11 protein-coding genes are annotated in these 17012 nt (G+C 64.0%); 5 read left to right on the forward strand and 6 right to left on the reverse strand.

Annotated features, from left to right (window positions below):
- Positions 1–13 precede the first annotated feature (13 nt).
- The 3 genes from NKL04_RS15495 (at position 14) to NKL04_RS15505 (ending at position 2635) form a co-directional block, all read left to right on the forward strand.
- Positions 14–568: a hypothetical protein gene (locus NKL04_RS15495; RefSeq protein WP_023698594.1), complete on the forward strand. Its 555-nt coding sequence runs from the start codon at positions 14–16 to the stop codon at positions 566–568.
- A gap of 142 nt (positions 569–710) precedes the next feature.
- A complete protein-coding gene (locus NKL04_RS15500; RefSeq protein ID WP_023702176.1) occupies positions 711–1589 on the forward strand; it encodes a uracil-DNA glycosylase in 879 nt (292 codons plus the stop codon).
- Positions 1590–1822: 233 nt separating this feature from the next.
- Entirely contained in the window at positions 1823–2635 is an 813-nt protein-coding gene (locus tag NKL04_RS15505) for a helix-turn-helix domain-containing protein (RefSeq protein WP_023702177.1), read from the forward strand.
- A gap of 18 nt (positions 2636–2653) precedes the next feature.
- Here NKL04_RS15505 and NKL04_RS15510 read toward each other — a convergent pair whose 3' ends face one another.
- Positions 2654–3556, reverse strand: coding sequence for a DMT family transporter (locus tag NKL04_RS15510; protein ID WP_245263951.1), 903 nt, complete (start codon positions 3554–3556; stop codon positions 2654–2656).
- Between the two features lie 419 nt (positions 3557–3975).
- Here NKL04_RS15510 and pepN point away from each other — a divergent pair, with 419 nt between their 5' ends.
- Positions 3976–6615, forward strand: coding sequence for an aminopeptidase N (pepN, locus tag NKL04_RS15515; protein WP_023709805.1), 2640 nt, complete (start codon positions 3976–3978; stop codon positions 6613–6615).
- Positions 6616–6925: 310 nt separating this feature from the next.
- Positions 6926–9247 (forward strand): PAS domain-containing sensor histidine kinase, encoded by a 2322-nt coding sequence (locus NKL04_RS15520; RefSeq protein ID WP_023702180.1) that lies wholly within the window; start codon positions 6926–6928, stop codon positions 9245–9247.
- Between the two features lie 104 nt (positions 9248–9351).
- Here NKL04_RS15520 and NKL04_RS15525 read toward each other — a convergent pair whose 3' ends face one another.
- The 5 genes from NKL04_RS15525 to NKL04_RS15545 all read right to left on the reverse strand — a co-directional run bounded on the left by NKL04_RS15525 (position 9352) and on the right by NKL04_RS15545 (position 16921).
- Entirely contained in the window at positions 9352–9825 is a 474-nt protein-coding gene (locus NKL04_RS15525) for an EF-hand domain-containing protein (protein ID WP_023702181.1), read from the reverse strand.
- A gap of 64 nt (positions 9826–9889) precedes the next feature.
- Positions 9890–12856 carry a bifunctional [glutamine synthetase] adenylyltransferase/[glutamine synthetase]-adenylyl-L-tyrosine phosphorylase gene (locus NKL04_RS15530; protein WP_027050017.1) on the reverse strand — a complete coding sequence of 989 codons (2967 nt, stop codon included), beginning with the start codon at positions 12854–12856 and terminating at the stop codon, positions 9890–9892.
- Positions 12856–14331: a sensor histidine kinase gene (locus NKL04_RS15535; RefSeq protein WP_023702183.1), complete on the reverse strand. Its 1476-nt coding sequence runs from the start codon at positions 14329–14331 to the stop codon at positions 12856–12858. The genes NKL04_RS15530 and NKL04_RS15535 overlap by 1 nt, the downstream gene beginning before the upstream one ends.
- A 107-nt stretch (positions 14332–14438) precedes the next feature.
- A complete protein-coding gene (locus NKL04_RS15540; RefSeq protein ID WP_023670185.1) occupies positions 14439–15113 on the reverse strand; it encodes a response regulator transcription factor in 675 nt (224 codons plus the stop codon).
- 254 nt (positions 15114–15367) lie between these two features.
- The gene (locus tag NKL04_RS15545; protein ID WP_023702184.1) at positions 15368–16921 is read right to left on the reverse strand and encodes a Do family serine endopeptidase; all 1554 of its coding nucleotides are present in this window, start codon (positions 16919–16921) and stop codon (positions 15368–15370) included.
- Positions 16922–17012 lie beyond the last annotated feature (91 nt).

A 17012-nucleotide genomic window follows, 5' to 3' on the forward strand; every position in this document is an offset into this window, starting at 1 on the left:
TCTCGCCCTTTCAATGCTTACGCCGGTTCGCGCTCAGGCCGAGCCGGTGAAGGTGTGGGCGACCGGCGCCTATTCCTTTTCCGACGAGCTTGGCGGTTTCCACATCACCGGCGCCTCGGGCACCGGCACCAAGGAAGATCCGTTGGTCATCTCCGAGGAGCTGAATTCGTCGACGCCGGTGACGCTCACCATCCGCACCACCAAACCGATCCAGCCGTTCAGCACCAACGGCGAATTCGCCAACGGCATCCTGTACATGCGTATCGAGGTTCTCAACAACAGCGGCCAGGCCTGGGTCGAATTCCAGTTCGAGCTGCAGGAGATACTCAACCAGCCGAGCGTGTTCGGCGACGGCCTGTCCTTCGACCAGCGCAACAAGACGCCCGACAACATCCTGTCGAGCGCGTACGCCGATTTCGACCGCGATTTCGAACCCTATGACCGGCTCTTGTTCAAGAGTGGACAGATCGACCCGCTGAAGAGGGGACGCTTCGAGTTTCTGATCACCGACTACACGCCGCGCTGGACGTTCTATCTGGTGCAGGATCCGCGGATACCGACGGGGTAAGCGGCAGACGCCGTGAAAATCGCCACGAAATGCCCTTCGTGATTGGCGAAAGCCGACGAGCGCGTAATCTCCCTCCTCGAGGGGGGAGATTACTAACCGCCCAACCTTGCAAATCGTCTCTCGGCGGACGAATGTGCCCGGCATGACTGCCGCCTCCCCCAACAACCGATCCGACCTGGCCGAGTTGCTCGCCTTCTACGCCTCTGCCAGCGTCGACGAAGCGTTGGAGGACGCGCCGGTGAACCGGTTTGCCGGGGCAGCACCGAAGCGCCCCGAGCGCACAACGGCGCCTGCCGCGCCGCCTCGCGAAAACAAGTTTCCGGAACAAGCCGCCGCCAGCCCCGGGCTGGACGCAAGCCGGGTGCCGGACGCGCCGGCGCGTTCCGTTCCGGCCATGGCGACGGTGCCCGACGAGGCACAGGCGGCCCTGGCCCGGCAAATGGCGGCAAGTGCCTCGACGCTCGACGAACTGCGCCAGCACATGGCGTCGTTCGATGGCTGCAACCTCAAATTCACCGCCAAGAACCTGGTCTTTGCCGACGGCAATCCGGAAGGTTCGGTGATGTTGGTCGGCGAGGCGCCCGGCCGCGACGAGGATATTGAGGGCCTGCCCTTCGTCGGCCGCTCGGGCCGGCTGCTCGACCGCATGCTGGCGGCGATCGGGCTTGACCGGACTTCGGTCTATATCGCCAACGTCATTCCCTGGCGGCCACCCGGCAACCGCACGCCGACGCCGCACGAGACCGAAATCTGCCGTCCCTTCATCGAGCGGCACATAGAGCTGGTCAATCCCAAGGTGCTGGTCAATCTCGGTGGCCCTTCGGCCAAGACCTTGCTCAACACGAGCGAAGGCATCTTGCGCCTGCGCGGCAACTGGCGCGTCCACACCACGGCTTCCGGCATTGCCATTCCGGCCATGCCGACGCTGCACCCGGCCTATCTCTTGCGAACCCCTGCGCACAAGAAACTGGCGTGGCGAGATTTTCTCGAGGTGAAAGCGAAGTTGCGAGAGGTGGGCTAGCTAGCTGATCTCCCCCTTGAGGGCCCTTGGAGGGGGAGATGTCGCCGAAGGCGACTGTGGGGTCGTTGCGCGTGGAGCGCCAACGTCCATTTCCGTAAGAAGGTCGCATCCCGTCGAACCCCTTCTGGCCTGCCGGCCATCTCCCCCTCAGAGGGGGAGAAGATTTCGCCTCGGCCTCCGCTATAACCTCCGACGTAATTGAAATCCCTCTCCCGCCGCCTTAATCCCGCCCGATGACAACAGCCCAAACCTCCGCCGGCAGCCTGATCCGCGAATGGCGCACGCGCCGGCGCATGAGCCAGCTTGATCTCGCAATGGAGGCTGAGATTTCCCAGCGTCATCTCTCCTTCGTCGAAAGCGGCCGCGCCGCGCCCTCGCGCGAGATGGTGCTGCATCTGGCCGAGCAGCTTGAGATTCCGCTGCGGCAGCGTAATCAGCTGTTGCTGGCTGCCGGCTTTGCCCCGAGCTTCAGCGAGCGGCCACTCACAGATACGACTCTGGCGCCGGCGCTTGCCGCGGTCGAGAGCGTGCTCAAAGGGCATGAGCCGTTCCCCGCCCTCGCCGTCGACCGGCACTGGAACCTGATATCCGCCAATGCCGCCATCGGCCCGTTTCTGGCCGATGTTGCCGAGCCGTCGCTGCTCCAGCCGCCGGTCAATGTGCTGCGCCTCAGCCTGCACCCGAACGGCATCGCACCGCGCATCGTCAATCTCGCGGAATGGCGGGCGCATCTGCTGGAGCGGCTGAAACACCAGAACGATGCCGCCGGCGATCCCGTCCTGGTCGAGCTGGAGCGCGAATTGCGAACCTATCCGTCCGGGCTCAAGGGTGCGCGGCCGGTGCCGGTCGAGCCCAACGGCATCGTCCATCCGCTGCGGCTGGCGCATGGCGACCAGGTGCTGTCCTTCATCAGCACCATCACCGTCTTCGGCACGCCGCTTGACGTGACGCTGTCGGAACTGGCGATCGAGTCTTTCTTCCCGGCCGACGAGCAGACGCGAGCGGTGCTGGTGCGGCTGGCGAAGGAACGTGCGGAAGCTAGCTGAGCAACCCCGCGGACCTCCTCACCCCTGTGGTGGCGCTGCCTTGCGCGTTCGGGTGCGTTCCAGGCCGAGTTGGCGCTCGCGCCAGATGATGAAGATGCCGGCGGCAACGACGATCACACCGCCGACGAGCGTGTTGATGGTGGCAATATCGCCAAAGGCGAAATAGCCGACGACGACGCCGAGGATCATCGAGGTGTATTCGAACGGCGCCACCACCGAAGCTTCGGCATGGCGGTACGCCGCCGTCATCAAAATCTGCGCCAGCCCGCCACAGAACCCTGCTGCGACCAGCAGACCGGCCTGCAGCGGCGTCAGCGCCTGCCAGCCGAAGGGCAGCGTAAGCAGCGCCATGACACTCGCCGTCGCCGAGAACCACAACACGATGGTCGCTGTTCGTTCAGTCTGGACAAGATTGCGCACGAGCAGGATGGCATTGGCGGAGATTGCTGCAGAAACAAGAGCAGCGATGACGCCCAGCACCTCCTGGTCGCCGAGCGCGACGCCCGACGTGAGCAGCGTCAGCTCCGGCCAGGAGATGATCAGCACGCCGACCAGACCGACCGCAACCGCGCTCCAGCGATAGACGCGAATGGCTTCGCCGAGGAATAGCGAGGAGAACACCACCACCAGCAAAGGCTGGGCATAGTTCAGCGTGATCGCCTCAGGCAGCGGCAGCCGGGTCAGCGCAAAGAAGCCGAGCCCCATGGCGCAAACGCCGACGACACCGCGCGCAATGTGGTTCAGCGGGCGTTTGGTGGCGAACGCCGTACCGAGTTTTCTCTTGAAGGCCAGGAAGGCGATGATCGGGAAGATGGCGAAGAAGGAGCGGAAGAAGACGATCTGGCCGGCCGGCAAAGTGCCGGCGGCCTTGATGCAGGTTTGCATGCCGACAAAGACCGCCACCGACATGACCTTGAGCATGATCCCGGTGAGAACATTAGAGCGCCGCGCGTCGTCTTCGACGCGCAAAGGACGCTCTGACACTTTAAATCTGCGCATCGTGCTTTCCAAAAATCGACATCGATTATTGGGCCGATGCGCGCCGGGATGATCGGACAGTTTCCCGCCCGCTTCGTCTCCAGGCCCGGCTTTCACTGTTTTGTTGCTTCCCGGATCTCCGCTGAGATGCGCGTCGAACGACGCGGTACACAGGCGCCCATTCCGAACTTCGATGTGACGACGGTCATCAAGGCCTCACGATAATGGCGGAAGGGGAACGCCCCGAATAGGCATTGGCGCAGTTTTGTCGAGTGACCGTTTCGTGTAAAGAGCGCGCAACTTTAGATTTAATGGGCCATGACACGTCAGCGGCTCCGATAGCGACAGGGAAACCCAAGGGAATGCGAACCGATACCGGCCAGGTCTTCAAGCTCGAAGACTACCGCCCCAACGACTTTTCCATCCCGCAAACCGGCCTCACCTTCCGCCTTTCGCCAGACGCAACGCGTGTCACCGCAGTGCTGACGATCGAACGCCGCGATGGCGCCGCCGCCTGGACGTCGCTGGTGCTGGACGGCGACGGCCTGGTGCTCAAGCGCATTGCCATCGACGGTCGCGAGCTTGCCCCGGCCGAGTATCTCGCCACGCCGGACCAGCTGACCATTTTGAGGCCGCCGCCCCGTTTCCAGCTGCTGCTCGAGACCGAGATCGCGCCGGCCAGCAATGAGGCGCTGATGGGCCTCTACCGCTCCAGCAATGTCTATTGCACGCAATGCGAGGCCGAGGGCTTTCGCCGCATCAGCTATTTCCTCGACCGCCCCGACATCCTGTCGGTCTATACCGTGCGTATCGAGGCGAGGCTGGACGAAGCGCCGCTGTTGCTTTCCAACGGCAATCCGGTCGAAAGCGGCGCGCTTGCCGACGGCTGGCACTTTGCAGTCTGGGACGACCCCTTCCCCAAGCCGTCCTATCTGTTTGCGCTCGTGGCCGGCAATCTCGGCAAGGTTGCGGACAGTTTCGTCACCATGTCCGGGCGCGAGGTCGAACTCGGCATCTATGTCGAGCCAGGCAAGGAGGGGCTTGCCGGCTACGCCATGGATGCGCTGAAGCGCTCGATGCAATGGGACGAGCAGGCCTTCGGCCGCGAATACGACCTCGACGTCTTCAACATCGTCGCCGTTTCCGACTTCAACATGGGGGCCATGGAGAACAAGGGCCTCAATATCTTCAACGACAAATATGTGCTGGCCGACCGGGAAACCGCCACCGATGCCGATTTCGCCAATATCGAGGCGATCATCGCGCATGAGTATTTCCACAACTGGACCGGCAACAGGATCACCTGCCGCGATTGGTTCCAGCTCTGCCTGAAAGAAGGGCTGACGGTTTTTCGCGACCACGAATTCTCCGCCGACCAGCGCTCGCGCGCGGTCAAGCGCATCGCCGAAGTGCGCACGCTCAGGGCACACCAGTTCCCCGAGGACCAGGGACCGCTGGCGCATCCGGTGCGGCCGCGCCGCTACCGCGAGATCAACAATTTCTACACGGCGACCGTCTACGAAAAAGGCTCGGAAGTCGTGCGCATGATCCGCACCATTCTCGGACCTGACACGTTCCGCGCCGGAATGGATCTCTATTTCGAGCGCCATGACGGCGAAGCAGCGACGATCGAGGATTTCCTCAAAGTGTTCGAGGACGCCTCCGGGCGCGATCTGTCGCAATTCGCGCTCTGGTACCACCAGGCGGGCACGCCGAACCTGACCGTCAGTTCGACGCACAATCCGGCCACGCGCGAGTTCACGCTCGAGATCGAGCAGTCGGTGCCGCCGACGCCGTCGGAAAGCCGCAAGCGGCTGATGCACATCCCGCTCGCCTTCGGGCTGGTCGGCGCCGGCGGCGAACCGGTTGCCTATGGCGGCGTCGAGGGCGCCGCCGTCGAGGACGGTGTCATCCATATTCGCAAGCGCCGTCACATGGTGCGCTTCTCAGGCGTTGCCGAGCGGCCGGCGGTGTCGCTCAATCGCGGCTTTTCGGCGCCGATCACGCTTTCGGTCGAGCAGAAGGCCGACGACCAGTTCTTCCTCGCCGGCCATGACAGCGATGCCTTTGCGCGCTGGCAGGCGTTCAACACGCTTTTGACCGATGCGCTGATAGCGGCCTTCCGCCAGATCCTCGGCGGCGCAAAGCCGGCCTTCACCGCCAGGCTGACCGGACTTGCCGGCAAGATCGCCGGCGACGAGACGCTGGAACCCGCTTACCGGGCACTGGCGCTTTCGCTTCCGGGCGAGGCCGACATTGCTCGCGACATCGGCAGGAATATCGACCCCGACGCCATCTTCGCCGCCCGCGAGGCGCTGGCGCTGGCAATCGCGCGCGCCAATCAGCAAACGTTCACCGACCTATACGGCCGCCTCGCCGACGACGGGCCGTTCAGCCCCGACGCGGCAAGTGCGGGACGCCGCGCGCTGCGCAACATCCTGCTCGACTACCTCTCGCTGCTGCCGAAAGGGGCTGCGCTCGCCGCCCGGCATTTCGAGGTCGCGACGAACATGACCGACCGCGCCGCAGCGCTGACCGTCCTTGCGCACCGCCATGACGGTTCGCCGGAGGCGATCAAGGCGCTGGCCGATTTCGAGGCCCGTTATGGCGCCGATCCGCTGGTCATGGACAAATGGTTCCAGATCCAGGCCAGCGTGCCGGGACCCCGGACAGTCGACACGGTACGCGAGCTGACTGGTCACGCAGCTTTCTCGATGGCCAATCCGAACCGGGTGCGCTCGCTGGTCGGCACATTCGCCAGCGCCAACCAGACCGGCTTCCACCGCGCCGATGGCGAAGGCTACCGGTTTTTTACCCAGACCGTACTCGAGGTTGAAAAACGCAATCCGCAAGTGGCGGCCAGGCTGGCGACAGCGCTGCGCTCGTGGCGCTCGCTGGAGCCGGGCAGGCAAGCCAAGGCCAGGGAAGCGCTGCTGGCCATCGCCGGTGCCGAGAACCTGTCGGCGGATTTGCGGGACATTGTGGAGCGAACGCTGGCCTGATCCCTCCCCCTTGAGGGGACGGTGGACAGCCGCCGAAGGCGGATGGACGGGTGGGGTCGTTGCGGCAGTGCGCGACCTCGACCAACTTCGACCGTGATTGAGAGAGTCGAGCGCTTCGCCGAGGACCCCACCCGGCCCTTCGGGCCACCCTCCCCTCAAGGGGAGGGATTTCAGCGTTATTTCAATGAATTTTTAATGTTTTTCGGCCGCGCCTCTGGACAAGGCGAATCACCTTTGATTCTTTACAGACGATTCGGATGTGCGGTGTTGCCGAATCGTCAAGCGTACGGAAATTCGGGGAGTGCCATTTATGGCCAAGGCGGACGCGTGGGGCGCGCCCGAAGGGACGGCTTTTGAGCGGCGCAAGGCGCGAGGCGACGGCCTCGCCGGCAATACGCGGCTCATCGCTGAACCAGCCTACCGGCGGCTCCTGGCTGCCGAACCCCTTCTGCGCCGTTCCATACCGGCTCTCATCATCATCTTCCTGATCGTCATCGCCGCACTGCGCGTGCTGTCGCTGATGAACGAGCGCGACGAGGCCGAGCGCGACGGCAAGGCGGTGCTAGGTCTCGCCGCCGGCCAGATGGCGAACGCAATCTCGGCCGACCCGACCGCGGCATCCAGCGGTGCAATTGATCTTCTGGAAAGCACGAGCCGCCAGGGCGCCATGGGCAGAAGCCATGTGCTTGTGATCACCGACAGCGCCTTCAAGATCATTGCCGTGTCGCCGCTGTCGACCGGCTGGCAAGGGCGATCGCTGGACAGCCTGGTGCTGGACGGCCAGCCGCTGTTCATGTTCGGCGACCGCGCCGGGGTCATGGATGTCAGCATCGGCGGCCAGGACTGGTACGCGGCGGTGAGCCTGACCCGGGACCGCAAGTACGCCGCCGCCGTGCTGGTGCCGCAGGAAGCGGCGTTCGACAACTGGCGCAAGACCGTCTCGCTCAACGTCACGCTGTTTGTGCTGACAGCCGGCGTGCTGATCATCATCCTCTACGCCTATTTCGGCCAGGCATCGCGCGCCCAGACAGCCGACCGCATCTATCTCGAAGCCCATCAGCGCATCGACATGGCGCTGGTTCGCGGTCGCTGCGGCCTGTGGGACTGGGACATGGTGCGCGGCAAGATGTACTGGTCGCGCTCGATGTACGACATGCTGGGCTACGAGCCCTGCAACTCGATGCTGTCGTTCGGCGAGGTCGACGACATCATCCACCCCGAGGACGGCGACCTGTTCGAGCTGGCCAACAAAATCGTCGAGCGCGAGATCGACCATATCGACCAGGTGTTCCGGATGCGTCACGCCGACGGCCAGTGGGTGTGGATGCGCGCCAGGGCCCAGGTGATCGACCCGGAAGCGCCTGAGATCCAGCTGATCGGCATTGCCGTCGACGTCACCGAGCAGCGGCATCTGGCGCTGCGCTCGGAGGCGGCCGACCTGCGCCTGCGGACCGCGATCGAAAACATCAACGAATCCTTCGTGCTGTGGGATGCCGCCCAGCGCCTGATCATGTGCAATTCCAAATACCAGAAGGACAACGGCCTGTCGGACCGCGACGTCATGCCGGGCGCTGCGCGCGCCGTGCTTGAAGAGCGCATGCTGGCCTTCGCCTCTGAACGGCGGCTGGCCAACACCAACGGGCCGCAAGGGGGCGCAACCTTCGAGCGGCAGCTCTCCGACGGCCGCTGGCTGCAGGTCAACGAACTGAGGACCCGGGACGGCGGCACGGTCTCCGTCGGCTCCGACATCACCCAGATCAAGCTGCACCAGGAAAAGCTGGTCGACAGCGAGCGCCGGCTGATGGCGACCATCCACGACCTCAGCCTCGCCCGCCGGGCCGAGGAAGAGCGCGCCAAGGAACTGGTCGAGCTCAACCGCGAATATATGAAGGAAACCGAGCGCGCCGAGGCCGCCAATCGGGCCAAATCCGAATTCCTAGCCAACATGTCGCACGAGCTGCGCACGCCGCTCAACGCCATCATCGGGTTCTCCGAACTGATGGAACAAGGCCTGTTCGGGCCGCTCGGTTCGCCGCGCTACGAGGAATATGCCAACGACATCAACGGCAGCGGCAAATATCTGCTCGGCGTCATCAACGACATACTCGATATGTCGAAGATCGAAGCCGGCCAATTCTCGGTGGACCGCGAGGAAATCGATCTCTGCCCGCTGATCCGCGAGACGGTGCGGGTGATCTCGCTGCAGGCGGCGGAGAAATCGATCACGGTCGAAACCCGCATCGCCGATACGATGACGCTGTTCGCCGACCGCCGGGCGATCAAGCAGATCGCCATCAATCTGCTGTCGAATGCGGTGAAGTTCACCGGTCAGGGCGGCCATATCTCGGTGCGCGCCCGCAACACGTCAGGCGCGCTGGTGCTGACCATCGAGGACAATGGCTGCGGCATTCCGAAGGAGGCACTGAGCAAGCTTGGCCGCCCCTTCGAACAGGTGCAGAACCAGTTTTCGAAGAACCACGCCGGCTCCGGCCTCGGCCTTGCCATCTCGCGCTCGCTGGCCGAGCTGCAGGGCGGCGCGCTGAAAATCCGCTCGACCGAAGGCGTCGGCACGATCGTGTCGGTGCGCATTCCGGTGAAGAAGCCGGCGCTGGCGGTGAAGGCGGCGGCCTGACGGCCCGCCAATGCGAGCGGTGCTCTCCGCCGCGTTCAAGGACTGAGTAGCCCCGGTCATGTAAGGGCTCCGGCGGCTTTCGCCGCCGGAGACATATCGCCATTTCACTCCATGCTGTCGTCGCCGCCGTCCCATTGGTGGTGGCGGCCCATGCGGCCTTTCTTTGGCAGTTCGTTGCGCTCGATCTTGCCGTCATTGTTGCGGTCGAGCATGGCGAACACCTTCTTCTCGCGCCCGGTGATGTCGTCCGTGGTCAGCGTGCCGTCGCCCTTGCTGTCGTAGCGGGCAACTATGCGCTTGGCCATTTCCTCGAACCGCGCCTTCTCCAGCGCGTCAGCGAGCTGGGCGACTGTCAGCTTGCCGCCATTATCGGCGACCAGCTTCTTCAGCCGCGCGTTCATGGCGTCGGAAAACTGGTCGAAGCTGATGGTGCCGTTGGAATCCTTCATCGCCTTGTCGAGGCGCATCATCGCGCCCTCGCGCATTCTGGCGCTGGCATTGTTCTCGGCATAGGCGGTGGTGCCAACGGCGCCGGCAAGCGCGACAAAGGCAAGGGCAAGTCCGGTTGTCTTTCTCATGGGTATCTCCTGTTGCATCGTCACCCCCGATGCGATCCGAAACAGCCGCCAACGCTTCACGCCCTCACGACCGTTTCGTACGAAGCAAAAGGTTGAAATCCTTTCTGACCTTTTGCGACGTTTCCTTGAGATGTGCTTCCAGCACACCGAAATCCGGCAGGTCAGTCACCGCCAGAAGCAGATCCGACAATCCCGGCGGAACGTCATCGCGTTCGAATGCACCGGTGAGGCAAAGCCGCGTCATCTGGGTCAGCGCCAGATAGAGTTGGTAGGCTTCGCAAAGCTGCTGCCTGACGTCAGCCTCGGCGAAATCCGGCGACAGATGCGCCAGGATTTCGCCGGTCGCGGTCACCCTGCGGCCGGCTTCGACCTGCCCGGTTATAACCGCCACCTGCGCGATGAATTCGAGGTCGATGAGGCCGCCGGAGATGAGCTTGATGTCCCAGAGATCGCGCGGCGATTTTTCCTTCTCGATCAGCGCGCGCATCTCGGATGCCTCCGCCCTCACCTTGGCGGCGTCGCGCGGCAAGGCCAGAAGTGCCGCCACCTCGGCCTCGACCTCGGCGCAAAGGGCAGCGTCACCGCCGATGGCGCGAGCCCTTGCCAAAGCCATGTGCTCCCAGGTCCAGGCCTCCTGGCGCTGGTATTTCTTGAAGGCGTCGATATGGGTCGCCACCGGCCCCTTGTTGCCGGATGGCCGCAAGCGCAGGTCGAGTTCGTAGAGAACGCCCTCGGCGGTCGGCGCCGAGACAGCCGCGATCAGCCGCTGCGTCATCCTGGTGTAGTAGTGCGACGGTGCGAGCGGCTTGTCGCCGTCGGACTCGTCGGCATCCGGGTCGTGATCGTAAAGCAGGATAAGGTCGACGTCCGAACCCGCCGTCAATTCGCGGCTGCCGAGCTTACCCATGCCGAGCAGCGAAACCGTGCCGCCGGCGATACCGCCGTGGCGCAGCGCGAATTCGGTGGTCACCGCCTGCAATGCGGCGTCGATGGTGAGGTCGGCGAGATCGGAAAAGGCGCGGCCGGCGCGCGCCGGGTCGATCGAGCCGGCGAGCAGCCTGACACCGATCAGGAATTTCTGCTCGGAGGCAAAGATGCGCAGCCGGTCAAGCACATCCTCGTAGGGCCTGTCGCCATCGATGAAAGCGGCCAACCGCGCTGAGAGATAGGCGCGGTTGGGCAGTTCGGTGAGCAGCGCCGGGTCGAGCAGACCGTCGAAGACATGCGGGCGCCTTGTGATGATTGCCGCCAGCCGAGGCGCGGCGCCCATGATCGTCGCCATAAGCTTCAGCAGAGCGGGATTCGACTGCAGCAGCGAAAACAGCTGGATGCCGGCGGGCAGGCCGGCGAGGAGTTCATCGAAGCGAACCAGCGCCTCGTCGGCCCGGCGCGTCTGGCCGAAGGCTTTGAGCAGCGCCGGCGTCAGTTCGGTCAGCCGCTCGCGCGCTTCCGCCGACTGGGTGGCGCGATAGCGGCCGAAATGCCAGCCCCGAATGACGCGGCAGATGTCGCTTGGCCGCTGGAAGCCAAGGCCATGCAAGGTCTGCAGCGTGTCGGGATCGTCGACATCGCCGGTGAAGACCAGATTGCCGACGCCGGCCGACAATTCAGGCGCAGTCTCGAACAGCGCGGCGTAATGGCGCTCGACCTCATGCAAAGCCGCGCGAAAGGTTTCGGCAAATCTGGCGGCATCGGCAAAGCCCAGCATATGGGCGATGCGTTCCAGCCCTTCATCATCGTCGGGCAGAATATGCGTCTGCTCGTCGGCGACCATCTGGATGGCGTGTTCCACGCCGCGCAGAAACCAATATTGCTGCGTGAGCGCGTCGCGTGCATCGGCGGTGATCCAGTTGCGCGCCGCCAGCGCACCCAGCATCGGCACCGTCTCGCGGCCGCGCAGCTCCGGAAAACGGCCGCCGGCGATCAGTTGCTGGGTCTGGACGAAGAACTCGATTTCGCGAATGCCGCCGCGGCCGAGCTTGACGTTGTGTCCTTTGACCGCGATCTCGCCATGACCCTTGTGGGCATGGATCTGGCGCTTGATCGAATGAACGTCGGCGATCGCCGCATAGTCCATGTATTTGCGCCAGACATAGGGCTGCAATTCCCGCAGGAACGCATCCCCGGCATCGAGATCGCCGGCCACGGGACGCGCCTTGATCATGGCGGCGCGCTCCCAGTTCTGGCCGCGCGCCTCATAGTAGCGAAGTGCTGCCTCGACCGGGATCGCCAGCGGCGTCGAGCCTGGATCGGGACGAAGCCTCAAATCGGTGCGGAAGACATAGCCGTGCCCGGTGCGGTCCTGCAGGATGCGGACCAGCCTGCGGGTCAGGCGCGCAAACAGCTCTGTGGCGTCGAGCGGATCGACGATTGCCGGCGCATCCGGATCGAAGAAGACGACGAGGTCGATGTCGGAGGAGAAATTCAGTTCATGCGCGCCAAGCTTGCCCATGCCGAGCACGATCCAGCCGGATTGCCGTGACGGATTTTCGGGATCGGGCAATTTGAGCTTGCCTTGGCTGTGCGCCTCGCGCAGCAGGAAGTCGACCGCCGCACAGGTGCAGGCATCGGCGAGATTGCTGAGGCGCCTTACCGTCAGCGCGGCATCGGCCTCGCCGGAGAGGTCTGCAAGTGCGATCAGAAAGTGAGCTTCACCCTTCCACTGCCTGAGTTCCATCATCAGGCTGGATTCGGAAACGGTCTCGGAAAAGGCGGCCTTGCCGATCGCTTCGGCGATGGTGAGCAGCCGAGCCTCGACACTGCCATCGAACAGCGCGTCGAGGATTTGCGGCCGGCGGCGCGCGACATCGCGGAGGAAAGGCGAGAGATCGAAGACGGCAGCGAGAAACTCCTGGGCCGCGCCCTTGCCCCCTAGGAATTTCGCCAGCCGCGGCAGGTTCTCGTCCTTGGCATCGCCAGCGATCTCCGACAGTTCACGCCGGGCGCGGGTCTCATCCAGCGGCGCGAGCTGCGCCGCCAGTTGCAGGCGCCATTCGGTCTCGATCCGTTTCGCAGCCATCCTCACCGCCATCAATGGTCCTCCCGCGCCGGGAAGCTCATGATAACGGACAATCCGGGATTGGCAGGCAGAAGTTCAAGCCGGCCATTGTGAAAAGTCATGATCGCCTTGGCGAGGCTGAGGCCAAGACCGGATCCCGGCTGCGAGCGGCTCTTTTCCAGCCGCACGAAGCGCTCGGTCGCCCTGGCGCGGTCGGCGTCATCAGGGATGCCATGGCCGTTGTCGGCAACAGAAAGGCGGATTTCGTGACCGACGCGCTGCAGGGCTACGCGCACAGCAGGCTTTTCCGTCGCATCGGTCGAGTATTTGATGGCGTTGTCGACGATGTTCGACAGCGCCTGGCCGATCAGCTCGCGGTTGCCATTGACGGAAAAATTCCCGTCCGCGGCAGTTTCGAGCACCACGCCAGCCTCCTCCGCCACCGGCTCATAAAGCTCGACAACGTCATGCACCGCGGCGGCGAGATCGACCTTGCTGGTGCTCTCCGAGGAATAGCCGGCCTCCAGCCTGGAGATCATCAGGATGGCGTTGAAGGTTTTTATCAGCTGGTCGGATTCGGCCATGGTGCCTTCCAGCGCCTGCCGGTAGTCGGTGGTCTTGTGCTTGCCCGAAAGTGTCGCCTCAGCGCGGTTGCGCAGTCTGGTCAGCGGCGTCTTCAAATCATGGGCGATGTTGTCGGAGACCTGCTTCAGCCCTTCGTTGAGCGTCGCTATCCTGGCCAGCATGGTGTTGAGGTTTTCCGACAGGCGGTCGAACTCATCGCCAGCGCCGGTCACCGGCAGCCGTCCCGTGAGATCGCCGCCCATGATGCGGCGGCTTGCCTCCGAGACGCTGTCGATGCGCTTCAGCGCGGCGCGGCCGACAAGGAACCAGATCAGCAGCCCGCCCAGGCCCATCATGCCCAGCGCCAGCATCAGGGCGCGGCGGACGACGGCGCGGAAGCGCTCGGGCTCGCCGAGATCGCGGCCGACCAGCATGATCATCTGGTTGGGCAGCCGCAGCACCAGCGCGATGGCGTTGTGGCCCTTCTCGCCCTCGGACTGAATTTCGGTCTCGCCGGGCTGCGCGCCGTTCGGGTCAGAAGCCTGGTTGCGCTGCCGTTCGAGCTCACCTTCGCCGAAACGGCGATAGGAGAAGGGTTCGGTCGTCCAGCCATCGGTCTCGAGCACCCCCGGCGCCAGGCTCTGCACGTTTCCGGTGAGGATCTGGCCGTTGACGTCGGCAATGAGATAGAGGTTGGCGCCGGGCTGGCGCGAGCGCTGCTCGACGACGCGCACCAGCCGCGGCAGGCCGCCGCTCTGATAGGCACGGGCGAGGCCGAGCACCTCGTCATTGATGGTCTGCTGGGTCTGGCCGGTCAGCATGCGGGCCGACAACGACGTCATGTAGAAGACCAGCAACACGGCACATAGCGCGAAAAGCAGGAAATAAAGCGCTGAAAGCCGCGCCGCCGTCGTCCTCATGATGGCCGGCAGGGAAAGGACCATCGAGTTCTAGCTCATGATGAGATTTGGCTGAAATCTCATCATGACCTACCCCTTTGTTGGAGCATGATCTTCTCCAAAAACCGGTACCTACTTTTTGGGATCATGCTCTAGCCGCTCTTCAGCATATAGCCGGCGCCGCGAACCGTATGCAGGATCGGCTTGTCGAAACCCTTCTCGATCTTGCCACGCAGGCGCGAGACGTGAACGTCGATGACGTTGGTCTGCGGATCGAAATGATAGTCCCAGACATTTTCGAGCAGCATGGTGCGCGTCACCACCTGGCCGGCATGGCGCATCAGATATTCGAGCAGGCGGAATTCGCGCGGCTGCAGCGTGATCTCGCGCGCCGCGCGCTTGACCGAATGGGACAGCCGGTCAAGCTCGAGATCGCCGACCCGGTAGACGGTTTCGGCCTCCCTGGCGCTGGCGCGGCGGTTCAGCACCTCGACGCGGGCGAGCAATTCGGAAAAGGCATAGGGCTTGGTCAGATAGTCGTCCCCGCCGGCGCGCAGACCGGTGACGCGGTCATCGACTTCGCCCAGCGCCGACAGGATCAGCACCGGCGTGGTGTTGCCGCGCGAGCGCAGGCCGGCAATGACGGAGAGCCCGTCGCGGCGTGGCATCATGCGATCGACGACCATCACGTCATAGTCGCCGGCATCGGCCAGCGCAAAGCCGGTTTCGCCGTCGCCGGCGACATGGGCGGTGTGCCCAGCCTCGGCAAAGGCCTTCTGCATATAGTCGGCCGCCTCGCGATCGTCTTCTATGACGAGAATCTTCATAGAGCCGTTATACGCGATTTCGCCGGAAGATTGAGGGGCCGCCATGAGCGCAAAAGCTTTCGTTCAAGCATGTCGTTTTGCCAAAACCGCAGTGCACTTTTGGGCGACATGCTTCGCTGTTAGAGCGGCAGCGGGCGATGGGGGCCCGCTGCCGCCGGGGGCAGAACACGATGACTGACTAACGCGATCGGCCCCTTGCTTCCCGTGCGGCGGCTCGGGGGTGTTGAAACCGCCGCACTGGAAACTGTGTGATGTCAGCCTTTGGCGACTGGCAGCGCGACGAAGCGGTTTGAATCGTCGCGGGTGATCTGCATCAGCACCGCCTTGCGGCCGGACTTGACCGCATCGGCCATCGCCTTGGCGACGTCGTCGGTGCCGTTCACCTCCGTCGAGTTGACCGAGGTGATGACATCGCCGGGCTGGATGCCGCGGTCGGCGGCATCGCTGTCGGGATCGACATCGGTCACCACCAGGCCCTTGCCGTTTTCCGACTTGGTGACGGTGAGGCCGAGATCGGCCAGCGCGGCGGGCTTTGCCGGTGCCGCGGGCTGCTGCGGGTCGGCCGAGGCCTGCTTGTCAGTGGATGGCAACGTGCCGAGATCGACCTTGATGGTCTGGCTCTTGCCGTCGCGCCACACCGTGACGTCGACCGACTTGCCGGGTGGGTAGGCGCCGATCAGACGAGCCAGTTCCTTCGGCGATGCGACGTCCTTGCCTTCGACCTGGGTGATCACGTCACCGGCGGTGATGCCGGCCTTCTTGCCGGGGCCACCGTCCTGGGCGCCCGAAACCAGAGCCCCGTTCTGCGACTTCAGGCCCAGCGATTCGGCGATGTCCGATGTAACCGGCTGGATTTCGACGCCGAGCCAGCCACGCTGCACCGAGCCGCTCTTCATCAGATCCTGCACCACCTGCTTGGCGGTCGAGGCCGGAATGTCGAAGGCGATGCCGACGCTTCCGCCCGACGGCGAGAAGATCGCGGTGTTGATGCCGACGACCTGGCCGTTAAGGTTGAAGGTCGGGCCGCCCGAATTGCCGCGGTTGACCGAAGCGTCTATCTGGATGAAGTCATCATAGGGACCGGCGCCGATATCACGGCCACGGGCCGAGACGATGCCGGCGGTGACGGTGCCGCCGAGGCCGAACGGATTGCCGACGGCCACCACCCAGTCGCCGACGCGAACCTTGGAATCGTCGGCGAAATCGACATAGGTGAACTTGCCGACGCCATCGACCTTGAGCACCGCCAGATCGGTGCGCGGATCGGTGCCGATCAGCTTGGCGTCAAGCTCCTTGCCGTCATTCATCACCACTGTGAAGGCGGAGCCTTCCTCGACGACATGGTTGTTGGTGACGAGATAGCCGTCATCGGAGATGAAGAAGCCAGAACCCTGCGCCACCGGACGCGGCTGGTCGTTGTTATGGTCGCGGTGGCTGAAGCGACGATTGCCGCCGTCATGGCCGTTCTGATCACCAAAGCCGCGGAATTGCTTGAAGAACTGGCGCAGCTGCGGATTGTCGGGCAGGTTGTTCATGCCGTCCGGATCGTCGGACTGGTCGGAGCCGTCATCGGCGGCAGGCTCGATCTTGGCCTTGACCTTGACGCTGACCACGGCCGGCGAAACGCGCTCGACGACATCGGCAAAGCCCGGCACCTGGGGCGCTTCGACCCGCACGGCGTCGGCCAGAACGGGAGCTGTACCAGTGGCAACGGCGCCGAAACCGATGCCGCCGGCAATGGCCAGCGAAGCGGCGGCGGCCAACAGGCGTTTGCGGGTGCGGGAATATGGGTTGGGGGCGATAGTCATGGGTCTCGTATCCTCTTTTCACTGGATGCGGCTCAGGCAGAGCATCCTCGGACAAGAGAAATAGAGAGGCGCACATTACGGCGCCATTTCC

It is taken from the genome of Mesorhizobium sp. C264A, from assembly GCF_040324515.1.
Lineage (GTDB): Bacteria > Pseudomonadota > Alphaproteobacteria > Rhizobiales > Rhizobiaceae > Mesorhizobium.

Bases quoted from the DNA above. Each gene is read 5' to 3' on its own strand.
- NKL04_RS15495 (WP_023698594.1), top strand. From the start codon at position 14: ATGCTTACGCCGGTTCGCGCTCAGGCCGAGCCGGTGAAGGTGTGGGCG.
- NKL04_RS15500 (WP_023702176.1), top strand. From the start codon at position 711: ATGACTGCCGCCTCCCCCAACAACCGATCCGACCTGGCCGAGTTGCTC.
- NKL04_RS15505 (WP_023702177.1), top strand. From the start codon at position 1,823: ATGACAACAGCCCAAACCTCCGCCGGCAGCCTGATCCGCGAATGGCGC.
- NKL04_RS15510 (WP_245263951.1), bottom strand. From the start codon at position 3,556: ATGCTCAAGGTCATGTCGGTGGCGGTCTTTGTCGGCATGCAAACCTGC.
- pepN (WP_023709805.1), top strand. From the start codon at position 3,976: ATGCGAACCGATACCGGCCAGGTCTTCAAGCTCGAAGACTACCGCCCC.
- NKL04_RS15520 (WP_023702180.1), top strand. From the start codon at position 6,926: ATGGCCAAGGCGGACGCGTGGGGCGCGCCCGAAGGGACGGCTTTTGAG.
- NKL04_RS15525 (WP_023702181.1), bottom strand. From the start codon at position 9,825: ATGAGAAAGACAACCGGACTTGCCCTTGCCTTTGTCGCGCTTGCCGGC.
- NKL04_RS15530 (WP_027050017.1), bottom strand. From the start codon at position 12,856: ATGGCGGTGAGGATGGCTGCGAAACGGATCGAGACCGAATGGCGCCTG.
- NKL04_RS15535 (WP_023702183.1), bottom strand. From the start codon at position 14,331: ATGGTCCTTTCCCTGCCGGCCATCATGAGGACGACGGCGGCGCGGCTT.
- NKL04_RS15540 (WP_023670185.1), bottom strand. From the start codon at position 15,113: ATGAAGATTCTCGTCATAGAAGACGATCGCGAGGCGGCCGACTATATG.
- NKL04_RS15545 (WP_023702184.1), bottom strand. From the start codon at position 16,921: ATGACTATCGCCCCCAACCCATATTCCCGCACCCGCAAACGCCTGTTG.